Below are 22,375 nucleotides of genomic sequence, written 5' to 3' on the forward strand. Positions count from 1 at the left end.
ACACTCATCGCGCCGATATCAACGGAGATCTCGGCGGCGCGCGTGTCAATTCATTTATCTACTTCGCAGATTCCATGTGAAATCCGATAAATCGATTTGAATACTCTGCGGGTCGATTGAACTTCAGTCGCTCTCGCCGCTTGCCGCACGGTCATTCGACGTACCCGTCGTTCGCTCGCTCGTTTGCCGTGCGGCCGAGATCGAATACGCAAACGGGAAGCGTCCCAGCACGGCGCGCGCTGCAGGTTCAAATCGTGGATCGGAAAGCTCCACCGAGATCAGCATCGCGCTCGACTGATCGGTGGCAACCTCGACAGATGCACCCGCAACGCCAGCTTCGTCCAACGCCGATCGGAGTGCGTCACCCGTTTCGCGGCGCTTGAGTTCCGGTTTGAAGATCTTGCCGACGCCGGTGAGCGGAATTGCTTCGACGATTCGGACGTGTTTGGGTAGCGCGGCCCGCTCGGTAATCTGCTCGCGCATGAATGTGGACAAGTCCTGCTCGGTGGCCGTCGCGCCCGGTTTGAGCTGAACGTACGCGACCGGCACTTCGCCGACATGCGCGTCGGGGCGCCCGATTCCCACGGCGATCTGGACGGCCGGATGTCGATGCAGCGGTTCCTCGATGGCCGCCGGGTCGATATTGTGGCCGCCGCGAATGATCAGGTCCTTCCTGCGGCCAGTCAGCCAGAAGTAGCCGTGGGCGTCGCATCGAGCGAGGTCGCCGGTGTTGAGCCAGCGCTCGCCGTCGCCGAGATCGAGCCACAGGCCGGCGTTCTGGTCGGGATTCGTGTAACCGGCAAACACGTTCGGCCCCGAAATGACGAGCAGCCCGACTTCGTCAACCGCGCATTCGCGCAGGAAACGTCCGGCATCGTCGACGACGACCGTCCTCATTGCCTGAAAGGGAATCCGTAACCCGATCGATCCGAGCTTGCGCTCGCCGGTGGGCGGATTGACGCTGCTCACGCACGTTCCCTCGGTCAGGCCGTAGCCTTCGAGAATCTTGATGCCCGTCCTTTCCTGGAACGCACGAAAGACCTCGACGGGCATCGGCGCCGCACCGCACAGGCCGTATTCGAGCGAGTCGATGGCGTGGTCGCCGACGGGCACGTCGAGCAGCGACGCGTACAGTGTCGGGACGCCGCTGAAGAAGTTGATGCGATGATGTTCGACGATTTCCCAGAAGCGTTTGACGACGCCGTCGCCCCGGTAGCCTTGCGGGGTGCCGAGCACGACATGAGCGCCTCTGGAAAATGGCAGAAGGCCGGTCACCATCGCCGCATTCACGTGGAAGAGCGGCAATCCGCAAAACGTGGTCTTGCCGGGGCCGATGCTGTCGCCGAGGAATTGGCCGGCGCTCCACGCGTTCGCCACTTCGTTGCCGTGACTACGCATCGCGATTTTCGGCAATCCTGTCGTTCCTCCGGTGCAGAAGAAGGACGACGGGTCACCGGACCGAAAGTGCCGTGCGTTGTCGAGCGCTTCCCCGGATTCGCGCGCGATTGCCGTGGCGAAGTCGTGGATCCGCACGCGAGCAGGTACCGCACGCCGCAGATTGCCATCTTCATGCAGCGTTGCACACGTGTCGCGTTGGCGCGTGCGTGACGCCGCCGGGCCGCCGGCGCGATAGGCCAGATCGACCAGCACGAGATGCTCGAGCGACTCGACCTCGTGAAGAATGGCGGCGACTTTTTGCCAGAGATCGGTGCCGGGGAATGGCGCGAGCGTCACGAGCACGCTGGCGCCCGCGGCATTGAGCAGATCGCCTATCGCCCGGCTTTCGAGCAGCGGATTGATCGCGCAGACGATGCCGGCGGCCTCGCCGCCCCAGATCACGAAATGCGTTTCGGGCAGGTTGGGAAGGACATAGGCGATTACGGAGTCCGCGTTCACGCCGAGGCGGACGAACATGTTGGCCGTGCGCGTAATGTCGTGCACCAGCTCTCGATAGGTCCAGCGCTCGGCGTCGCGATGCGCGTCGGCAGTCGGAAAGAACGAGAGCGCGGGGGCGGAAGGATCGATTGCCGCGCCGGCGCGGATCAATTCGTACGTGCTGGCCGGCAAGTCGTGCGGCAGGCCCCGTGCTTCGATGGCCAGTACGTCGTCCAGGGTCGCGATGCCGCTCATGCCGCTTCTCCCACGATCATGTTGCGTTGTACGCCGAGATCGATCGTTCCGTCGCGGCTTGCGATCCGCGCTTCGACGATGTCTCCGGCCTTCAGGTATTGCGTCCGCGCGGCCTGCACCTTCATGAACATCTGCCACTTCACGGCCTCGGGAAACAGTGCGACGACGCGCTGCTTGAGCGGTGAAGGAATGCTGAGCGCACAGCCGGCCGGTGTGCCGGTCGCGAGCAGATCGCCTGCGTGCAGGTCGTGCACGCCGGACAGCTCGGTCAAGGTTTCCGCCGGGCCGAAGACCAGGTTGGCCGTCGAATCCTGCTGGCGGACCTCGCCGTTGACGGTCAGCGTCAGATCGAGCGCCTTCAGCTTCGGGAAGTCCCGCCGCTCGAACAGGCACAGATAAGGGCCGACCGGGCCGAAGGTCCGATAGCTCTTGCCCTTGTAGAACTGCATCTGCGGAATCTGCACGTCGCGCGCGGAGTAATCGTTCACGGTCACGATGCCGGCGATATAGTCGTGCAGGTTCGCGTCCGTGATGTGCTGATGGGAGGTGATGTCGCGCCTGAGGATGAGTCCGAGTTCGATCTCGTAGTCGAGAAATCGAACGTGCCGTGGCTTGACGACGGGTGAATCGGCCGCGACGATGCAGCTCGTCGCCTTCGTGAAGATCATGTTGAACTTCTTCGCATCCGGATCCATGCCCGATTCGATCATGTGCCGGCGATAGTTCGCGCCCTGGCAAACGAATTGCTGGTTGGCCGTGACCGGAGGCAGCCATTCGACGTCGCGCTCGGGAATGGTCGGGCCGTCGAGCGCGACGAGGCGCTCCACCGGATTCGCCGCGAGAAAGCTCGCCGTTGTCTCGAAGTAGCCGGGGATCGGCGTGACGGCGCCGTTGGCGACCACGCCCCATCGGGCGCGGCCTTGATGCCGGAAATGCAGGACGTGCAGTGACATGAGTGCGTCTCTCGTGTTTCGGAAAGCGGTTGTAGATCAGGCGAAAATCCTGGCCAGCGTGACCAGCTTGCTCAGCGTCAGATCGGGACTGCGGCGCAGGTTGCGCAACAGCGCCGCCAGGCTCGATGGCGTCATGCGCGGCTTCGTGAAGCTGCGCGGCATCGACGGCCCCCACTGCGCCATCGCTTCCCGGCTGACCGCATGCACGCCTGTCGGCTCGTCGGCGGTAAACAGATCGCCGTCGCAGTAGTGTTCGTGCTTGTCACCCCACGGGTCCTGCCAGTAGTCGAAGATCTGGCTGCCGAGAATGTGGCGCCCGATGCCCCACGCATGCGTCCAACCGTTGTCGCGCAGCATGCGCTGCCCCATGCCGACCGCATCGGCATCGATCAGTTCGTACGCGCTATGGCTGTAGGTCGGCACGAACCCCTGGGCGAGCGCGAGCGTATGGTGATCGGCCGGCTGGTCGCCAAGATCGAGCCGCATGAACGCAACGGCAGGCGAGCCATCCGGCAGCACCTGGACGTCGCTGGGGATGAACCCGAAATGCCGCGTGTACCATGCGCACGTCTCCTGGTAGTCGGCCAGCTCGAGCACGACGTGACCGAGCCGGACGATCTCAGGCGCGCTTGCCGGTGGCCGCTGGGTCTCGTTGATCCGCACGGGTGTGTCGACCGAATTGAACGGCAGCGGTGCGCGGTGCGGCAACGCGCTGGCCGGCATTTGGTCCGCGATCGCATCGACGCGGAAACCGGAAGGATCGACGAGCCGCACGCGGTAGCCGCCGCCAGGCCAATCCGATACCTCGACGTCCGATGCGCCGGGGACCCGAGCGAGCGCATCCAGATCGGCGCGGCTCGCGACCCGCAATCCCAAGCCCACGAACCGGGCTTTCGGTGCGCGACGAACCACGTAGCAAAAGTGTGCGGCTTCCGTTCCGCGCAACAGCAGTACCGATTCGTCTCGCTGAACCGTCCGAAGGCCGAAGTCGTTGAGGAACCGCTCGGCCTCGCCGAGATCGGGGCGATCGAAGATCAGGTAAGCCAGTGCCGATGCCTTCGTCGTCGGGTGCGGGTGGCGGGCCGGCTGTGCAGTGGTCAGTTTCATGGCGGATAACAGTCAGGCGGATCAGAGGGCAAGCGCGACGGAGGGCGTCGTCGCATCACGGGATATTCCGAGCAACGTCAGGCTTTCGTGCACGATACGGTCTGCATCTGCAACCGGTCCGTCGTGGACGATGGTTTTGTCGGGACGCACGACCGCGATCCAGCCGAGAGGCGCGAACCGGGGAAGGAAGGTGCCGTCGAGGTCTTCCCAGTGGTCGCGCCCGGAAAGATGCAGTCGCTGCCCGCGATGCGCGATCTGGACAATGGCGCCGCCCGTCTGCGCCAACGCCGTCGCTGTGCCGGGATCGAGCGATGCGCGAGGATCGCAGCCGAATCCAACCAGCGCATAACCGTCGCCCAGCACGTCGTCGCTCAGGCGGGCGGCGCCGTCGGCACTTCTCAGCCAGCCCTGCGGGATGGTCGCGCCGCGAACCAGCTTCGTGCGCGTGCAGCCTTTGACGAAAAGTCCGGACCGGAACGCGTTCTTCGGCTTGATGCGCAGTTCCTCGAATTGCGTACGCAGGCCGGGCACCAGCCGCGACAGCCGCATCAGGCCATGCGTCGCGAATGCGATTGCGCCGTTGCGTGGCATGACGAGGCGACCCATGAATTTCGCGAGATTGATCATCGATTTCGCGTGAGGGCGGCGCTCTTCGTCGTAGGTGTCGAGAATCCGCGGATCGGCCCTGCCCAGGATGACCCAGGCGAGCTTCCAGCTCAGGTTGGCCGCGTCGCGCAAGCCGGCGACGAGCCCCTGGCCGACGAACGGCGGCGTAATGTGCGCCGCGTCGCCGGCCAGGAAGACGCGCCCCTTGCTGAACGCGTCGACGGTTCTCGCGTGGAAACGGTAGACCGCCTTGCGCTCGATGGTGATGTCGTCGACGTTGCCCCATGGCGCGAGCAACTCGCGGATGCGCGCATCGGACTCCATTTCGTCGCGGCTTTCGTCGGGATGGAGCATGAATTCCCAGCGCTCTCGCCCACCCGGCGCGACCATGTGCGGTGTCGGCCGGCGATGATCGCAGATGAACTCGACATGATCGATCGGGCGCGGAACATGGTGGGCGTCGACGATCAACCAGTCCTCGGCATATGTCTTGCCCTTGAATTCCTGACCGATCAGCTGGCGCACGAGCGAGCTCGCGCCATCCGCGCCGACGATGTAACGGGCGCGCACGACGTGCGTGCGCCCGTGCCCGGCATCGAGCGACGCGAGCACGTGATCGGGCTCCGTAGTGAAGCCGGTGAGCGTCGTGCCGAGTGCGACATGGGCGCACGCGTATGTGCGCAAGCGGTTGCGCAGGCAGCGTTCCAGGTCGGGCTGGTAAAACGTCACGAGCCTCGGATGGCCATCCAGGCTGCCGAGCGTATTCACGCGGCCGAACTCGCCGAGCAGCGGCGATCGCATCCGGACATACGGAATCGCGACCGTCTCGAAATCCTGCTCGCCGATGCCGGCCGACTGCAGGATCCGCAATGCTTCGTTGTCCAGCGCGATTGCCCGGGGCGCCATGAACATCTCGGCGGCCTTGTCGATGACCATGACGTTCACACCGTGACGCGCCAGCATGTTGGCCATTGCGGCGCCAACCGGTCCGAATCCCACGATCAGTACGTCGACCGCCGAAGGCAGTGCGCGCTCCGCCGATGCCGGCGGATTCCCGCGAATGGACGCACTGGCGCCCGTATGAACATATGTCTCCACCATTTCTCCATTCGTCTTTCGATTGGATGTGCAGGCCGTGTTCGGCTGCTTGATGACATTAAAGTCATAGATGATGACTTTGTCAACGTAGACATTTGAATCTATACTTGGGCACGAACAAGGACCGGAAACGTCATGCCGAACACACCGAATCGCCGCACATCCAGACGCTCCAAGCCGGAGGCATCCGGCCCCACGGCCGCAGCCGCAGCCGCGGCCGAGGTCGCGGAGGAGCGCGAGCCGCGCGGCGCGCGCCGCAAGCGGGAAACCCGTGCCCGGCTGCTCGATGCCGCACTCAGGTTGATGGCGGAAAAGGGCATGGAGGGCGTCGCCATCAACGAAATCACGGAAGCCGCCGACGTCGGCTTCGGGTCGTTCTACAACCATTTCGAATCGAAGGAAGCGATCTATGCAACGCTCGTGGACTCGGTGTTCGAGGAGTTCGCGGACTGGCTCGATCGGCTGACCAGCAGCCTGACCGATCCGGCGGAAATCATTTCCGTCTCGGTGAGGCATACACTGATGCGCGCGCGGCGCGAGCCTGTCTGGGGGCATTTCCTGATACGCGAAGGATTTTCCGCACGCGTGCTGACGCTCGGCCTCGGGCAGCGGCTGCTGCGCGACATCGAACGCGGCATTGCGGCGAAACGATTCGTCGTCGCCGACCCCTTCATCGGCTTCCTGTCCGTCGGCGGCACGGTATTGACCGCGATTTCCGCCGAACTCAACTTCGTCGCGCCGGGCGCGCCGGCGACCGGCGTGCTCAAGGCACTCGGCTTCAGCGGCGAGAACTTTCCGGAGCGCACGGCGACGACGTTGCTGCAAACGCTCGGGCTCAAGCGCGCCGAGGCCGAGAAGATCGCGAGCCGCCCGTTGCCGGTCGTCGAAACCGCGGATACGGCGCAGTAACGCGCCGGGGGCGCGGGCATCGATCCGCGTCATCCGCGCATCGCGCGAAATCCCGTCGGTCAGCCCGGCTGATCCACGCCGGCGCGAGCGGGTCAGCCGGCGCCGGCCGAGGCCGGGCAACGCGCGGCCGATGCGGACGGCGTCGCCGATTCGCTTGTCGCGAACGCCGCGAGTGAGCCGGGCTTTGCGGCGACGGCGCGAATGCCGGCGGCAATTTCCACGGCGATTGCTTCCAGTGCCAGGCGGTGGCCAGCGACGAGCGCATCGTTGCCGTTGGCCACGTTTTCGCGGATCGCGCTGCGACAGGTGAGCGTCTGCTGACCGCGCGTCGCTTGGACACTCCAAACCGCATCGATCAGGACGTGCGATCCCGGCCACGACTCGAAACGTTGAACGTCGACCGCGACGCGATACACGGGAAAATTGTCGTCGTGCGGGACGCGATGCACGTCCACGGCGTTCAGCCGGCGCGTGATCAGGGCCGACAGCGCGGTGCGAATCTCGTCGTCGACTGGCGACGCCCAACGATCTTCCTCGAGTATATCGACACGGGCCGGGCTGGTCTGCACGACCAGCCGGCTGCCGGCGACCGGAGCCGGTACGCGCACGGCCAGCACGTCGACCTGCCGCACCGCGTTCGATATGCCGGGAGCGGCGTCCGTGCGGTAGCCGCCCGCGAGCGTGTAGAACCGCGTCGGCGGCGACGCGCACGCGGCGAGCACGCTCAGCCCGACACAGGCCGCCGAGCGAACGACAACGCGCAAGGTACGGAACGGAAGCGACGTCATTGCTTGTCTCCTTTCTTGCCGAATATCAGCGATTCAGGGTGGCGCTCCAGATAATCCGCGAGCGTATTGAGCGACTGGAGCGTTCGCGTGAGTTCCTGCATCGCGCCGTGGATGTCCGTCTGCATGGGCGAGTCCTGACGAAGCGTCGACTCGGCGGCGTTGAAGGTGCGCTGCGCCGACGACAGCGTGTCGCGCGCCTGCGGCACGACTTCGGTATCGAGATGACCGAACAGGCGATTCGCGTTTTCCAGTGCGCCGTTCAGGTTCGCGCCGATGCGATCGAACGGGACCTGATCGAGCTTCTTCGCGATATCGGCAATCTGCACCTGCAATTCGTCGAGCGTATTCGGCACGGTCGGCAGTTCGATCGGCGTGTGGTGTACGTCGACGGTTGCGCGAGGCGCCGTCGGGAACATGTCGAGCGCGACATAAAGCTGGCCGGTCAGCAGATTGCCGGTTCGCAACTGGCCGCGCAGCCCCTGCGTGACGAGATGCTCGAGCAGTTCGTGGCCGCCCGGCGTATTGGGCGCGGGGATCGACGCGTTGCTGCGTTTCGTGAGTCGCGACGGATAAAGCGCCATCGTCACTCTCATGCTGAAGTTCCGGGCGTTCTCGTGATACTCGATCCCGATATCCGTTACCTGGCCCAGCGCAATGCCGCGCACGTCGACCGGCGCTCCGACCGACAAGCCCCGCAGCGACTGGTTGAAGCGCATGACGACCATCAGCGGAGCGCCGTCGGCTTCGCGCATGGCGTCGGCTTCGTCGGGCGCGAGCCGGAAGACGGCGTTGTCCGGGGCCAGCGGGCCGCTGTCCTGGCCGGTCGGCGACTGAAACGCGAGGCCGCCGACGATGACCGTGGCCAGCGATTGCGTGTTGAGCTTCAGGCCGCTGGAGTCGAGCCGCAGATCGACGCCGCTCGCATGCCACCATCGCGTGTTGGTCCCGACGTACTTGTCATAGGGGGCATTCACGAACACGCGGACTTTCACGCCGGCGCCGTCCTCGTCGAGCGAAAAGCCGACGACTTGCCCCACCTGCAGATGACGGTAGAAAACGGGCGAGCCGATATCGATCGAGCCCAGCGACGCGCCTCGCAACTCGTATTGATGCCCTTGCTGATCGGAGGTGACGGCGGGCGGATTCTCGAGACCGACGAATTCGGTCTGCCGGTCGTTCGAGTGCCCCGCGTCAACGCCGATATAGGCGCCGGAGAGCAGCGTCCCCAGCCCCGATACGCCGGTGGCGCCCACGCGCGGGCGAACGACCCAGAAGCGCGTATTTCGGGTTGCGAATTTGTCGGCCTCCTTGGCCAACTGAAGCGTGACGAGCACGCGTTTGAAATCGTTCGTCAGCTTGATGGCCTGTACCGAGCCTATCTCGACGTCCTTGTACCTGACCTTCGTCTTGCCGGCTTCGAGCCCTTCGGCATTGGCGAACGTGACCGTGACAGTCGGGCCTTTTTCGGCGACGGACTTGACGACGAGCGCCAGTCCGATGAGCGCACAAACGAGAGGGACGAGCCAGACGAGGGAAGGTATCCAGCGGCGGCGCGGCTTGATTTCGGGTTGAGGTAGATCGAAGGGATGCATCGCTCGGAAGCTTCTGGTGTGAAGGATGACGGGCGCGCAGCCCGCTCAGGAAAGGTGTTCGGACGAGACGGATGCTTTGCATCGCGAATCGTCCCAGATGAGCCGCGGATCGAACTGCATCGCCGCAAGCATCGTGAGGACCACCACTGCACAAAACGCAAGCGCGCCAGCGCCGGCGCGGATGTCGGCGAAGGATCCGAAATGCACGAGCGCGACCGTCAGTGCGACGACGTAGATGTCGAGCATCGACCAGCGTCCGATCAGCTCGACGATCCGATACAGCCTCGACCGTTCAAGCGGACGCCAGCCGGAGCCGCGATGCGCGGCGATCGTCTGCAACGCGAGAATGCCGAGCTTGAGCATCGGCACCATCACGCTGGCGACGAATACGACAACGGCGAGCGGCCGGTCGCCGGAGGTCCAGAAGTACGCGACGCCGCCGAGGATGGTGTCGTCTTCCGGCCGGCCCAGTGAGGTCGCGTGCATGATCGGCAGCAGGTTCGCCGGGATGTACAGCAGGGCGGCGGAGATCAGGAGCGCGGCGGTGCGCTTGATGCTATCCGGCCGGCGCTGGTGCAGCCGCGAGCCGCATCGCGAACAGCGCTGGTCCGCCGCTCGCGGCAGTCGCGGCGCTAGGCGTCCGCATGTATGGCACGCGATCAATCCCGCGCGATTCGCGGTGATGCCGGCCGGCGCGTCGTGCGGCACGGAATCCGGCGTCACGCGCGCCGCGCCGTGCCCGGTGCGCGGTTTCGCATGAACCACGCCGGAAATGCGGCGCGTCGTGATCTCGTTGTGCGCTTCCCAGAGGGCAACGGCATCGAACGATGTCACGGCGACCAGCATCAGCGTCAACGCCGCGAACGCGAACAGCGCCGTTCCGGGGATGACATGGGCGAGGCTCGCCATTTTCACGATCGTCACGAATACGCCGAGCATGAATACCTCGATCATTCCCCACGGCCGCAATTGCTGCACGAACCGGAGTACCGGGCCGAAGCGACGCGGCGCGCGACCGAGGCGCAGCGGAATCAGCAGGTAGAGCAGCGCAACGAGCTCCATCAGAGGAAACAGCGTCGTCGAGCAAAATACGATCGCGGCGACGCTGTACAGGTGGTTCGCCCACAAACCGGCGACGGCGTCGAACAGCGTGGCGTGCGACGTCATGCCGTTCGCGTCGAGCGCCATGATCGGGAAGCTTTGGGCGATCAGGAAAGTGACCAGCGCCGCGACGGTCATCGCGCAGGTGCGATCGAGCGTCGGCCGGCTTTGAGGTACGCCCGCGAGGCGCGCGCCGCAGCGCGAACAGCGTGCGACAAGCCCGTGAAGGCGCGGCGGCCGGCGAAACAGCAGGTCGCATTCGTGGCAGGCAATCAGGTTCTCGTATTCCATCCGGCAAACTGAAAGGCGTTTCGATATCGATGATTCGGCGCCGGCAGGCCGCCGGTCGGTCGCGCATCGTGCATGACGAACCGCCGGGCCGGCAGCGGCCCGCGCGACGTGCGCGAGCCCTGCCGTGCCGGCCCGGCGATGCTGGCGGTCACTTCCGCGCGACCGTCTGCTGCGCGTCGGCGGGCAATTCGCCCATCGCCTGGAACAGCGCGGCGGTATCGGTCATCCGGCGGCTGGCCGCCCGCACGGCATCGAGCTGCGCATTCAGGTATTGCTGCTCGCTCGCCTGCTCCGTCGATACCGGAAGCGCGCCCATTCGGCGGCGCGACGCGGTTTCGTCGAATGCGGCATGCGCCGCTTGCGCAGCGACATCGGTGGACGCGAGCGCCTGCGCGTCGTTGTCCAGGGCGGCGAGCGTGTTCGCGACGTTCTCGAACGCGGCCAGGACGACCGATTTGTAGTGAAGAACGGCGGCGTCGTACCGGTCGAGCGTTGCGCGGCGATGGGCGAGCAACGCGCCACCATGGAAGATCGGCTGGGAAAGACCCGCTCCGATCGCCCACATTCCGCCGGCGCCCGACAGCAACGCGGGCCAGCTGAAGCCGGCGCGTCCCATCGATGCGGTCAGCGACAGGCTCGGGAACAGTTGCGCCGTCGCCTCGCCGACGTCGGCCGACGCCGCCTTCACGGCGGCGCTGGCGGCGCGGATGTCGGGGCGCGCGCTCAGCAGGTCCGACGGCACGGCGACGGGCACGTGTTCGGGCAGCGACAGGCTGTCGAAGTCGGGTATCGGCGGCGCGGCGTCCGGCGTGCGACCGATCAGGATCGCGAGCGCATGGACCGCCGTGGCGCGCTGCTGGCGCAACTGCGGCAACTGCGCGGCGAGCGACGCGGCGTTCTGTACCGACGCGAGCGACTCCACGTGCGAGACGGCGCCGAGCGCGTAGCGCTGCTGGCTGTCGCGCGCGGCGGCATTGGCGGTGGCGACGAGCCGCTCGCTCAATGCGATCTGCCGATCGAGCGCCGCCGCGTTGATCGCCGTGCCGACGATATTGGCCGCGAGCGCGCGTCGAGCGGCCTCCAGCTCGCAGCCCTGCACGTCCACGCGTGCGCGGCTTGCCGAATTGGCGTAGCGCGTCGTGCCGAACAGATCGAACGTGTAGTTCGCCTGAAGCTGTCCGACGAACACGTTGTAGCGCAGCGTTTGTGCGCCGGTGCTCGAGATGTCGGGTGTGCGCGTACGCGCGGCCTGTGCGTTCGCGTCGATCGACGGCAGCGTCGATGCGCCGATCTGCGCGCGCAGTTCCTGTTGCGCGGCGGCGAGCGTTTTTTCGGCGGCCGCGAGCGTCGGGTTGTTGCGCAGCCCTTCGTCGACCAGCGCATCGAGCGCATCGGAACGGTAGAGCCGCCACCATTGCGGAACCGGTGCCGCGCCGACGTCGAACTGCTGTGCGACGCCGGCCGCCTCGACGGTCTTCAGCGGCTGCGCCGTGGTGCCGTAGTGGGCGGGGGACGGCATCTCCGGCGGCGTGCCGCCGGGCGCGAGCGAACAGCCGGAGAGGGCGAATGCCGTGGTCGCGGCCGACACGAGTGTCATACGGGCAAGTTTCATGAGCATTTCTCCGAGTGGGCGAGGTCGGTCGCGGTCGAACCACGTTCGTCGAGCCGGACCCTGAAGCACGTCGCGTAGAGGGCCGGCAGGAAGAAGACGGTCAGTACGGTGGCGATCGTGATGCCGCCCATCAGCGCGGTCGCCATCGGACCGAAGAAGCCCGAGCGCAACAGCGGAATCAACGCGAGCACGGCGGCGGCGGCCGTCAGCATGATTGGCCGGAATCGCCTTACGGTCGCGCCGACGATCGCATCGACACGCCGATGGCCCGCTGCGATGTCCTGATCGATCTGGTCGACGAGAATCACGGAGTTGCGCATGATGATGCCGAACATCGCAATCACGCCGAGCAACGCAACGAAGCCGAAGGGCTTGCCGAACAGAAGCAGCGCGGCCACGACGCCGATCAACCCGAGGGGAGCGGTCAACACGACGATGAAGGTCCGCGAGAAGCTCTTGAGCTGGATCATCAGCAGCGTCAGCACGGCGATGATCATGAGCGGCATCTGCGCGTTGATCGACGTCTGGCCCTTCATGCTTTCCTCGATCGAGCCGCCGGTTTCGATGCGATAGCCGGCCGGCAGCTTGGCGCGTTGCACGGCGAGCGCTTGCTCGATGTCGCGGGTGACGCCGATGCTCGGCGCGTTGCCGCGCACGTCGGCCTGCACCGTGATCGTCGGCTGGCGGTCGCGTTCCCAGATCACGCCGTACTCGAGCGTGTTGCGCACGTGGCCGAGCGATCCGAGCGGCACGGGCCCGTTCGGTGTCGGCATGGCGAGGCCCGCGAGCTTTGCCGGATCGATCCGCTCGCTCTTTGGCGCACGCAGATCGACGTTGATCAGCTTGTCGCGCTCACGATATTGCGTGACCGTGTAGCCGGAAAGCGTCATGGCCAGGAAGTTCGACACGTCTTCCGACGACACGCCGAGCGCGCGCGCCTTCATCTGGTCGATCTCGAACGAAACCGATCGCTCCGCCGGCTCGTCCCAGTCGAATTGCACGTTCTTCGTGCGGCTGTCGGCGCGCACCTTCTCCGCGACCTGACCGGCGATTTCGCGGACGGTGGCGATGTCGTCGCCGCTCACGCGGAACTTGATCGGGAAGCCGACGGGCGGCCCGTTCTCGAGCCGCGCCACGCGCGTGCGCACGGCGGGGAATGTTTTCTCGAGCTTGACGTCGAGCCACTGCATCAGCTTTTCGCGATCCTCGATGTTCCTCGCTGTAATGACGAATTGCGCGAAGTTGGGCTGCTGAAGCTGCTGGTCGAGCGGCAGATAGAAGCGCGGTGCGCCGGTGCCGACGAAGTCGACGAAATGATCGATCTCGGGGCGACCGGCGAGCGTCTGCTCCAGGCGCTTCGCTTCGCGCAGCGTCGCATCGAACGACGCGCCTTCCGGCAGCCGGAGATCGACGAGCAGTTCGGGCCGTTCCGAGTTCGGGAAGAATTGCTGCGGCACGCGCGTGAAGGCCGCCATCGCGATCGCGAACAGCACGGCCGTGACGCCGAGGACGAGCCAGCGGCGTTCCACGCAGCGCATGATCCAGCCGGACAGGCGGCGATAGAAGCCGGTATCGTAGACATCGTGCTCGTGGTGGCTTGCATCGCCATCGTGCTGCTTGTGCTCGCGCAGCATGTGATAGCCGAGCAGCGGAACGAGCACGACGGCTGCGAACCAAGAAACGATCAGCGAAATCGCCGACACTTCGAAGATCGAGCGCGTGTATTCGCCCGTGCTCGATTTCGCGAGCGCGATTGGCAGGAAGCCCGACACCGTGACGAGCGTGCCGGTCAGCATCGGAAATGCCGTGCTCGAATACGCGAATGCCGCCGCTCGCATGCGGCTCCAGCCCTGCTCGAGCTTCACGGCCATCATCTCGACGGCGATGATCGCATCGTCGACGAGCAGCCCCAGCGCGAGCACGAGCGTGCCGAGCGAAACCTTGTCGAGCCCGATGCCGAACAGGTGCATGCACAGCGCCGTCACGGCCAGCACGATCGGAATCGTGATCACGACGATCATGCCGGTCCGCAGGCCAAGCGACACGAGGCTCACGACCAGCACGATCGCCACCGCTTCGCCGACGGACCTCACGAATTCGTCGACCGAATGTTTGACCGCATGCGGCATGCTCGAGACGGGCGCCAGCTTGAGACCGGCGGGCAGCGTCGCCTGCAGCTCGGCCGCTTTCGCGTCGAGTGCCTTGCCGAGGTCGATCACGTCTCCGCCTTTTTGCATCGTCACGCCGATGCCCAGGACTGCCTGTCCATTCGCACGCATCTGGGTGACGGGCGGATCGTCGTAGCCGCGCGTGACCTTCGCGATATCGCCGAGACGGAACGTGCGCCGGTTGACCGTGATCAGCATGTCGGAGAGCGCCTGCACGTCCTTGAATGCGCCGCTCGGGCGCACGAACACGCGATCATTCGCGGTCGTGATGGTGCCGACCGGCGCGACGGCGTTTTGCGCGTCGATGGCTTGCGCGAGCTGCTGCGGCGTAATCGAGAGCCGGGTCAGCTCGGCGTTCGATATCTCGACGAAGATGTGTTGATCCGGATCGCCGAAGTAATCGACCTTGGCGACGCCGGGAATCCGGAGCAGCGCGGTGCGCAACCGGTCGGCGTAGTCGTGCAGTTGCGCGGGCGAATAGCCGTCGCCTTCGAGCGCGAAGATGTTCGTATAGACGTCGCCGAATTCGTCGTTGAAAAACGGCCCGACCACGCCTTTGGGCAGCGTCGCGCGGATGTCGCCGACTTTCTTGCGCACCTGGTACCAGGTCTCGGGCACTTCCTTGACGGGCGCCGAATCCTTCATCGCGAAGAAGATCATCGACTCGCCGGGCCGCGAGTAGCTCTTGATGTTGTCGACGTACGGCGCTGCCTGAAGCTGGCGGCCGATCCGGTCGGTGATCTGCTCCTTCACCTCGCGCGCCGTCGCGCCCGGCCAATAGGTCTGGATCACCATGGTCCGGAACGTGAACGGCGGGTCTTCCGACTGCGCAAGGTGCGTATAGCCGATGACGCCGAAGAGCGTCGCCAGCCCGATCAGGAAGATCACGAGCTGCTGATGGGTCAGCGCCCATGCGGAGAGATTGAAGCGGCTGCCATCGGCCGGCTTGTCGAGCGCGCGGTCGTGCGCGGGTTCGCGGTCGGGTGCGTTCATGACGAGAAATCCTCCGGATGAAGCGGCGCGACAACCTGCACGCGCTGATTCGCGCTGACGGCGTGAACGCCTTGCACGACGACGCGCTCGTTGTCGTGCAGTCCGGCGGTGACGGAAATCGAGTTTTCGTTGTAGCGGCCGATGGTCACGGGCCGCAGTTCCAGCGTGTCGCTGCCGTTGCGTACGACCCAGACGGCCGGCGCCTCGCCGCGATGAAAGAGCGCGGTTGCAGGCAGCTCGAATGCGCGCTGCGCGGCGCCGTCGTCGACGGCGTCGAACGCGATGTTGGCGGTCATGCCCGCGCGCACGTCCGCGCCCGGTGCGATCAATGTGAGCTTCACGCGCCACGTGCGGCTTTGCGGGTCGGCAGCGGCGGCGATCTCGCGCACGCGTGCGTTGAAGGTCTGGCCGGGCAGCGCGCTCAGGACGACCCGGGCGCCGCGTCCGACCGCCAACGCCTGGAGGTCGCGCTCCGACGCGTCGCAGACGACGTCGAGATCGCCGCTCCAGTCAAGATGAAAGACCGCCTGACCGGCCTGGACGTTCTGCCCGGTATCGGCGTCTTCCGACGTGATGACGCCGTCGTGATCCGCGACGAGCGACGCGTACCGGAGCTGGTCGCCGGCGAGCGCCATTTGCGCGAGCGCGGAATCGCGCCGCGCGACCGCCGATGCGTAAGCGTCCTGGGTTTGTTCCAGCTGCGCCGGCGCGATGAGGTTCGCCTGGGACTGCGCGCGATCGCGATCGAGCTGTTGTTTGGCGTAGACGACGCGATGTTCGGCCTCGTCGAGCTGTGCGCGGGCATTGGCGACGTTGCTGCGCAGGTCGGTTGGATCGAGCAGCGCAATGACCTGACCGGCCTTGACGGTGTCGCCGATTCGCACGCGCCGTTCGACAATCTTTCCGCCTACCCGGAACGAAAGGGGCGTGGAATACCGCGCCTGCACCTGGCCGGGCAGCGAATTGCCGGACGGCGCGCCTTCGGGATGGACCGCCAGCGCGACGACGGGTTTGGGTTCGACGACAACGGGCTCGCGCGAATGGCAGGCCGAGAGCAGGATCGCACAGCAGGCGGCGACGACGGGCGCCCGATTCATCGGGCGCGCGATGCGTGACAGAAATGGGCGCGCAGGCGAGCGCGCGTTGAGGCCGGGAAGTTTCACGATTTTTCCAGGGCAAGTGATGGTCGAGTTGAGAAACGGTGCGACGCGGATGGCACATCCGGCGCCCGCGCACGATTCACCTTTGTCGCGGGTGAAACAGCAGCCCGCGGTATCCGATAAGTAAGCAGTCCGACGTTTTCGGGATGTGGACGGCAACTGACGGGGCTTCCGGTTGTCAGCGCATGCCGTGCCCTCCCCACAGCAGCAGGGCTTGCGAGGTCGTGGCGTTCCGGCATGCCGGGGCCGTGACAGGGCCCGCGGCTGCTGACGCCTGCGATGACAGGCGGCTTCCGTCGCGGGCGACAGTGATTCGGTCCGCCATCCGGGCGCCCCGGCGCCTCGCGGCGAAGCGCCCGTCCATCCGCTTCGACTCGGATGGGCGAATGGATTTCGGAATCTGGATTTGTCTGCTGTTACGCACGGTTGTGCCCCTGTTTTCAGGCTGTTCGGCCCAGGCTCGCTTTCGAAGTCGAGATTAAACTCATAACTGATAAAGTTGTCAAGTATGAGCGGTCGATCTAGAATTGAGCCATGCAGAGCTCACTTACCGATATGCAAGACACGTCCAAGCGCCGTGTGGCCCGCAATCCGAAACCCGCCGTCGCATCCGCGCGCACTGGCGAGCCGCGTCAACCGCGCGGCGCGCGTCGCAAGCGGGAGACGCGCACGCGCATGCTCGAGGCGGCGCTCAGGCTGATGGCCGAGAAAGGCCCGGATGGCGTTGCGATCAACGAAATCACGGAAGCGGCAGATGTCGGCTTCGGGTCGTTCTACAACCACTTCGAGTCGAAGGAGGGGATCGTCGTCGCATTGATCGAATGGGTTTTCGACGATTTCGCGGATACGCTCGACCGCCTTGCCGGCGGGTTGTCCGACCCGGCCGAGGTGATCGCCGTATCCGTGCGCCACACGCTGATGCGCGCGCGACGCGAGCGCGTGTGGGGTCAGTTCCTGATCCGGGAGGGCTGCTCGAGACGGGCATTCGAGCGCGGGCTGGGCCAACGCTTCCTGCGCGACAGCGGGCGCGGCATCGCGGCGAAGCGATTCGTCGTCGCCGATCCGTTCATGAGCATCCAGTCCGTCATCGGGACGGTGCTGGCAGCAATTGCAGCCGAATTGCACTTTGCCGCGTCGATCCTGCCGAGCACGCGGCGACAGAAAGCGCTGGGTATCGAAGATGAAGGATTTCCCGAGCGCGCGGCGGCGCTCGTGTTGCAGGCGCTGGGACTGAAACGCGCGGAGGCGGAGAAAATCGCGACGCGCCCTCTACCGGTGGCCGAGCCGGGAATCACGGCTGATCTGCCGGCGGCGCGCTGATCGGCGCCGGAACCGTTGCCGTCGAGCCGCCGGCGCCGTGCCGACATGCGTGATGGCATGCCGCTGCCACGCGCGCGATGCGCCGGCAGCACGAACCGCAAACCGCGGCGGTTCGGACCGCCGGGCGGTTGTCCGCTTCGTCAGACCGCGCTGGCCGCGTCGAGCTTGCGGATATCTTCGTCGTCGAGCCGCACGCGAATCGCTTCGCCGAGCAATGCAAGCTGCACGAGCGATGTCGCGCTTGCAATCGGCGCGGTGATCGTCGGCCGCGCGATCTGCCATGCGAGCGCGATCGCGGCCGGTTGCGTGCCGTGCTTCGCCGACACATCGTCGAGTGCCGCGAGAATGCGCAGGCCGCGCGCATCGAGATAACGGGCGACGCGATCGCCGCGCACGCTCTTCTTCAGGTCGGCCTCGCTGCGGTACTTGCCCGACAGGAAGCCGCTCGCGAGCGCGTAATAGTTGACGACGCCCAGCTTCAACTCGCGCACGACCGGTTCGAGATCGCGCTCGTACTCGGCGCGGTCGATCAGGTTGTACTCCGGCTGGATCACCTGATACGCGGGCAGGCCATGGCGCTTGCTGATCTCGGCGGCTTCGCGCAGGCGTGCGCCGCTGTAGTTCGACGCGCCGATGATGCGGACCTTGCCCGCGTCGATCAGCGTCTGGTAGGCGGCGAGCGTCTCTTCGAGCGGGGCCGTGTCGGCGAGATCGCGGTGCGAGAAGTACAGGTCGATGTAGTCGGTCTGCAGGCGGCGCAGCGAATCGTCGGCGGCCTTCAGGATGTTGTCCTTGGTCAGGCCGGCGCGCGTCGAGAGCAGCCCGACCTTGGTCGCGATCACGACCTGATCGCGCTTGCCCGAACGCTTGAGCCACTTGCCGATGATCGTTTCCGATTCGCCGCCGCTGTTGCCGGGGGCCCAGGCCGAATAGACGTCGGCCGTGTCGATGAAGTTGATGCCGGTGTCGGCGAGCGCGTCGAGCAACGCAAACGATGCGTTCTCGTCGACGGTCCAGCCGAAGACGTTGCCGCCGAAGGCGAGCGGGGAAACCTGGATGTCGGATGTGCCGAGGGTGCGTAGTGCCATGTTGCTCTCCGGAATCTGAGGGATGACGGGATGGGGCGACAGGATTGGCCAGGATGAATGCGACGGGCAGGCGAATGGAGGAAGCGCTTTCGCCGTTGTCGCGGATGCCGGAACATTTTCGCCCATCGAGCGATTTCGTGCAGCGCGCGCATGGCCGTGGCAGCGGACGAATGGCAGCGTGTGGCGGAGGTGCCGTCCGCGATGTGTCGATCCGTGCGGCTGCGTTCGATCTGGAGCTGAATTTTCGGCGGCCGGGCAGAGACAGGCGGAGATCGGCGTATCGCATCCGTTCGCCGAAGCGGAACGAAAACGGGCGGCAAGATTGCCGCCCGCGATCGATCGGCGCCCCGATCCGTTATCGCAACTGCACGGCCGCCAGAAACAGCACCATGCTGCCGATCGCGCCGTCCAGCACGCGCCACGCGACGGCCTTGCGGAACCACGGCGCCAGCAGACGCGCGCCGTATCCGAGCCCGAGGAACCACACGACGCTGACCGACATCGCGCCGATCGCGAACGCAAGCCGCGAGCCTTCGGGTTCACGTGCGCCGGCCGTGCCGATCAGCAGGAACGTATCGAGATACACGTGCGGGTTGAGCCACGTGAACGCGAGCGTCATCAGCACGATCGCGACCGCGCCCTGCGGCGGCGGCGCGACGGCGTCGCCGCGGACGTCGAGCGTTTCGTGTCCCGGCTTGAACGCGCGGCGCAGCGCGTTGATGCCGAACCACGCGAGATACGCGAGGCCGACGTACAGCACGACGTGGACGAAGGTCGGATAGCGTTCGACGAGGACCGATGCGCCGCCGACGCCCGCACCGATCAGGATCATGTCGGACAGCGCGCACAGCAGCACGATCTTGCCGACGTGCGAGCGCATGATGCCTTGCCGGAGCACGAACGCGTTCTGCGCGCCGATGGTGACGATGAGCGACCCGCACAAGGCGGCGCCGTGGGAAAAAGCGATCCAGTTCATGATGGGAAGTGGTGGAGCAGTAGACGGGTGAATCGGTTGGCGCTAGTCTGCGGTCAGCTGGGACATAAGAGAAGCTAATTCACCTAATGCCGATTAAGGAAATCTAATGCTCGACTACGCATTGCTCGACGCGCTCGCGGCGGTGATCCGGCACGGTTCGTTCGAACGGGCGGCCAAGGAGCTGAACGTCACGCCGTCGGCGGTATCGCAGCGGGTGAAACTGCTGGAGGAGCGCGTCGGCAGCGTGCTCGTCAAGCGCGGGCAACCGTGCGTCGCGACGACCTCGGGTGCGCTGCTGTGCCGGCATACGGAACGCGTGCAGTTGCTCGAAGCCGAACTGGGCAGCCGGATGCCGGCATTGCCCGGTCAGATCGCGAGCGCATGGCCGATGTTGCGCGTTGCCGTCAACGACGACAGCGTCGCCACCTGGTTCATCGACGCGGTCGGGCCGTTCTGCACCGAGCGCGAGACCTTGCTCGATCTCGTGATCGACGACCAGGACTACACGGCCGCACGCATTCGCGACGGCAGCGTGCAGGGGGCGGTGACCGCGCAGGCCGAGCCGATCCAGGGATGCCGGTCGACGCGGCTGGGGCGGATCCGCTATCGCGCGGTGTGCTCGCCGGCGTTCTACGACCGCTATTTCGGCGCGGGCATCACACGCGACGCGCTGCGCCGTGCGCCGTGCGTGATGTTCAATCCGAAGGATGGTTTGCAGGCGCGCTTCATCCGGCGCGTGACTCGCGCGGATCTCGATCCGCCGCAACACTGGATCCCGCACGTCGCGGGTTACCTGCGTGCGTGCGAAACGGGGCTGGGATGGGGGATGTGCCCGGACCGGATGGTCGACCGCCAACTGGCGGCGGGCGAACTGATCGACATGTCGCGCGGGCGGACCGTCGATATCGACCTGTACTGGCAGAGCTGGCGCCTGTCGATCGGCTGGCTCGACGACTTCAGCGCGGCGTTGAAGGCGCGCGCCGCGCTGTTTCTCGACTGATCGAAGCGGGCGCGGCGGAGGGGGGCGGGCGGCGGCGCGCAGGTGGCGCGCCGCGCGGGGTCAGACGTGGTGCAGGCCGTCGAAGTCGACGATCTGTACGAGGCGGCCGTGCATTTCGATCAGGCCGCGCTTCTGGAACTTCGACAGTGTGCGGCTGACCGTTTCGAGCGTCATGCCGAGATAGCTGCCGATGTCTTCGCGCGTCATCCGCAGGTTGAATTCCGACGGCGAGTAACCGCGCTTCAGGTAGCGCGACGACACGTCGAGCAGGAACGCGGCGACGCGCTCTTCCGCATTCAATGAGCCGAGCAGCATGGTTTGCGACGTTTCGCGCACGATCTGCTCGCTCATCAGCTTGTGCATGCGCAGCTGCATCGTGCCGGCTTCCGAGCACAGCGACTTGAGCGCGCTGTACGGGATCACGCAGACCGAGCTGTCTTCCAGCGCAACGGCAGTGCGCGGGTGCGTGTCGTCGCAGATGCCGTCGAGGCCGAGTGCTTCGCCGGCCAGGTGCAGGCCGGTGACCTGCTCGCGGCCGTCGTGGCGCGTGGCGACGGTTTTCAGCGAACCCGAGCGCACGGCGTACAGGTTGTCGAAAGTGTCGCCTTCGCGGAACAGCGCTTCGCCGCGCTTGACCGGGCGCGCCGCGCAGATGACCGATTCGAGGCGGCTGAGCGCTTCGGGCGCGAGGCCCTGCGGCATGCACAGGTGCCGCATTGCGCACGACGAGCAGTGCGGGGCCTGGCGGGGAGACCAGTTGCCTGCATGGGACGAGGCGGCGGGGCGTGTGGCGACGGGCGTCAACATGATTGTTTACTCCGGCATTGAATCGACCGAATCATTGTCCCACCGCAAGTTGCCGCTGGCGGGTGACAAAACGTCGCGACCGTGCGCACATGTCGCGGGCATCGCGGTGGCATGCACTTACGCACGCATGCCGCTGCGCGGGCGCGCGGCGGCGCGCACGCCGATGCCGGCACCGCTCAGCCCGCCTGATCGTCCGTATGCGCGGCGGCCGGGATCAGCAGCACGGGCAGCGTCGCATGCCGCACGCACTGTTCGGCGATACTGCCGAGCACGAGGCGACGGAACCCGCGGCGACCATGCGTGCCGAGCACGAGGAGGTCGGCGCCGAACGCTTTCGCACCGTCGAGGATCAGCGTCGACACGTCGTTGAGCGACGACGCCTCGCTCGTCAGCGTTTCGCCCTTCACGCCCGCCGCCTGCATCAGCGTCTTGAACTCCTCCGCGAGCGCATTGCCCTGCGCGATCAGCTGATCGCGCAGCACGGACGGATCGTAGCCCGGCACGTTGTAGTAGATCGCGGCGTTTTCGACGACGTAGAACGGTTGCAGTTCCGCGCCGTGCTCCTTTGCGAGCGCGAGCGCGGCATCGAACGCGTGGCGGGCGGTGTCGCTGCCGTCGATGGCAACCAGAATGCGCTTGTACATAGTGTCTCCAGATGGCGGGTTGAACGGAAGTC

At 65.9% G+C, this 22,375-nt stretch carries 17 protein-coding genes; 3 read left to right on the forward strand and 14 right to left on the reverse strand.

Annotated elements, in window-relative coordinates:
- Positions 1–123 precede the first annotated feature (123 nt).
- Genes HW466_RS06495 through HW466_RS06510 form a run of 4 tightly spaced genes read right to left on the reverse strand, consistent with a single transcriptional unit; the run spans position 124 to position 5,897 of the window.
- Entirely contained in the window at positions 124–2,130 is a 2,007-nt protein-coding gene (locus tag HW466_RS06495) for an acyl-CoA synthetase (protein WP_151003820.1), read from the reverse strand.
- Positions 2,127–3,083, reverse strand: coding sequence for a fumarylacetoacetate hydrolase family protein (locus tag HW466_RS06500; RefSeq protein WP_151003819.1), 957 nt, complete (start codon positions 3,081–3,083; stop codon positions 2,127–2,129). The genes HW466_RS06495 and HW466_RS06500 overlap by 4 nt, the downstream gene beginning before the upstream one ends.
- A 36-nt stretch (positions 3,084–3,119) precedes the next feature.
- Positions 3,120–4,190: a VOC family protein gene (locus tag HW466_RS06505; protein ID WP_060348894.1), complete on the reverse strand. Its 1,071-nt coding sequence runs from the start codon at positions 4,188–4,190 to the stop codon at positions 3,120–3,122.
- A gap of 21 nt (positions 4,191–4,211) precedes the next feature.
- Positions 4,212–5,897 carry a bifunctional 3-(3-hydroxy-phenyl)propionate/3-hydroxycinnamic acid hydroxylase gene (locus HW466_RS06510; protein WP_151003817.1) on the reverse strand — a complete coding sequence of 562 codons (1,686 nt, stop codon included), beginning with the start codon at positions 5,895–5,897 and terminating at the stop codon, positions 4,212–4,214.
- Positions 5,898–6,029: 132 nt separating this feature from the next.
- On the opposite strand from HW466_RS06510, the gene HW466_RS06515 reads away from it, so the two are divergent.
- The gene (locus HW466_RS06515) at positions 6,030–6,803 is read left to right on the forward strand and encodes a TetR/AcrR family transcriptional regulator (protein ID WP_151003815.1); all 774 of its coding nucleotides are present in this window, start codon (positions 6,030–6,032) and stop codon (positions 6,801–6,803) included.
- Between the two features lie 92 nt (positions 6,804–6,895).
- Here the strand turns inward: HW466_RS06515 and HW466_RS06520 are convergent, their stop codons facing one another.
- From HW466_RS06520 to HW466_RS06545, 6 genes are all read right to left on the reverse strand, one after another.
- The gene (locus HW466_RS06520; RefSeq protein WP_151006416.1) at positions 6,896–7,591 is read right to left on the reverse strand and encodes a PqiC family protein; all 696 of its coding nucleotides are present in this window, start codon (positions 7,589–7,591) and stop codon (positions 6,896–6,898) included.
- Positions 7,588–9,183, reverse strand: coding sequence for a PqiB family protein (locus HW466_RS06525; protein ID WP_151006417.1), 1,596 nt, complete (start codon positions 9,181–9,183; stop codon positions 7,588–7,590). The genes HW466_RS06520 and HW466_RS06525 overlap by 4 nt, the downstream gene beginning before the upstream one ends.
- A 45-nt stretch (positions 9,184–9,228) precedes the next feature.
- Positions 9,229–10,575, reverse strand: a complete 1,347-nt coding sequence (locus HW466_RS06530) for a paraquat-inducible protein A (protein WP_151006418.1) — start codon at positions 10,573–10,575, stop codon at positions 9,229–9,231.
- A gap of 148 nt (positions 10,576–10,723) precedes the next feature.
- Entirely contained in the window at positions 10,724–12,187 is a 1,464-nt protein-coding gene (locus HW466_RS06535) for an efflux transporter outer membrane subunit (RefSeq protein WP_060360476.1), read from the reverse strand.
- Positions 12,184–15,348: an efflux RND transporter permease subunit gene (locus tag HW466_RS06540; protein WP_151004472.1), complete on the reverse strand. Its 3,165-nt coding sequence runs from the start codon at positions 15,346–15,348 to the stop codon at positions 12,184–12,186. Before HW466_RS06540 ends, HW466_RS06535 begins: the two co-directional genes overlap by 4 nt.
- Positions 15,345–16,445, reverse strand: a complete 1,101-nt coding sequence (locus tag HW466_RS06545; protein ID WP_081053805.1) for an efflux RND transporter periplasmic adaptor subunit — start codon at positions 16,443–16,445, stop codon at positions 15,345–15,347. Before HW466_RS06545 ends, HW466_RS06540 begins: the two co-directional genes overlap by 4 nt.
- Before the next feature lie 618 nt (positions 16,446–17,063).
- Between HW466_RS06545 and HW466_RS06550 the strand changes: the two genes are divergently transcribed.
- Entirely contained in the window at positions 17,064–17,828 is a 765-nt protein-coding gene (locus tag HW466_RS06550; protein ID WP_059542349.1) for a TetR/AcrR family transcriptional regulator, read from the forward strand.
- Between the two features lie 140 nt (positions 17,829–17,968).
- On the opposite strand, the gene HW466_RS06555 is transcribed toward HW466_RS06550, so the two are convergent.
- Positions 17,969–18,916, reverse strand: coding sequence for an aldo/keto reductase (locus HW466_RS06555; RefSeq protein ID WP_151004470.1), 948 nt, complete (start codon positions 18,914–18,916; stop codon positions 17,969–17,971).
- A 355-nt stretch (positions 18,917–19,271) separates the two neighbouring features.
- A complete protein-coding gene (locus HW466_RS06560) occupies positions 19,272–19,892 on the reverse strand; it encodes a LysE/ArgO family amino acid transporter (RefSeq protein ID WP_059536325.1) in 621 nt (206 codons plus the stop codon).
- A 106-nt stretch (positions 19,893–19,998) separates the two neighbouring features.
- Between HW466_RS06560 and HW466_RS06565 the strand changes: the two genes are divergently transcribed.
- Positions 19,999–20,892, forward strand: a complete 894-nt coding sequence (locus tag HW466_RS06565; protein WP_059447452.1) for a LysR family transcriptional regulator ArgP — start codon at positions 19,999–20,001, stop codon at positions 20,890–20,892.
- 60 nt (positions 20,893–20,952) lie between these two features.
- Here the strand turns inward: HW466_RS06565 and fnr are convergent, their stop codons facing one another.
- Both fnr and HW466_RS06575 read right to left on the reverse strand, forming a co-directional pair.
- Complete coding sequence (gene fnr / locus HW466_RS06570) at positions 20,953–21,699, reverse strand: fumarate/nitrate reduction transcriptional regulator Fnr (protein WP_151004468.1); 747 nt, start codon at positions 21,697–21,699, stop codon at positions 20,953–20,955.
- 176 nt (positions 21,700–21,875) lie between these two features.
- On the reverse strand, positions 21,876–22,343 hold the full coding sequence (locus HW466_RS06575) for a universal stress protein (RefSeq protein ID WP_151004466.1): 468 nt from the start codon (positions 22,341–22,343) through the stop codon (positions 21,876–21,878).
- Between the last annotated feature and the right edge of the window lie 32 nt (positions 22,344–22,375).

The organism is Burkholderia territorii, assembly GCF_902833055.1.
Lineage (GTDB): Bacteria > Pseudomonadota > Gammaproteobacteria > Burkholderiales > Burkholderiaceae > Burkholderia > Burkholderia territorii.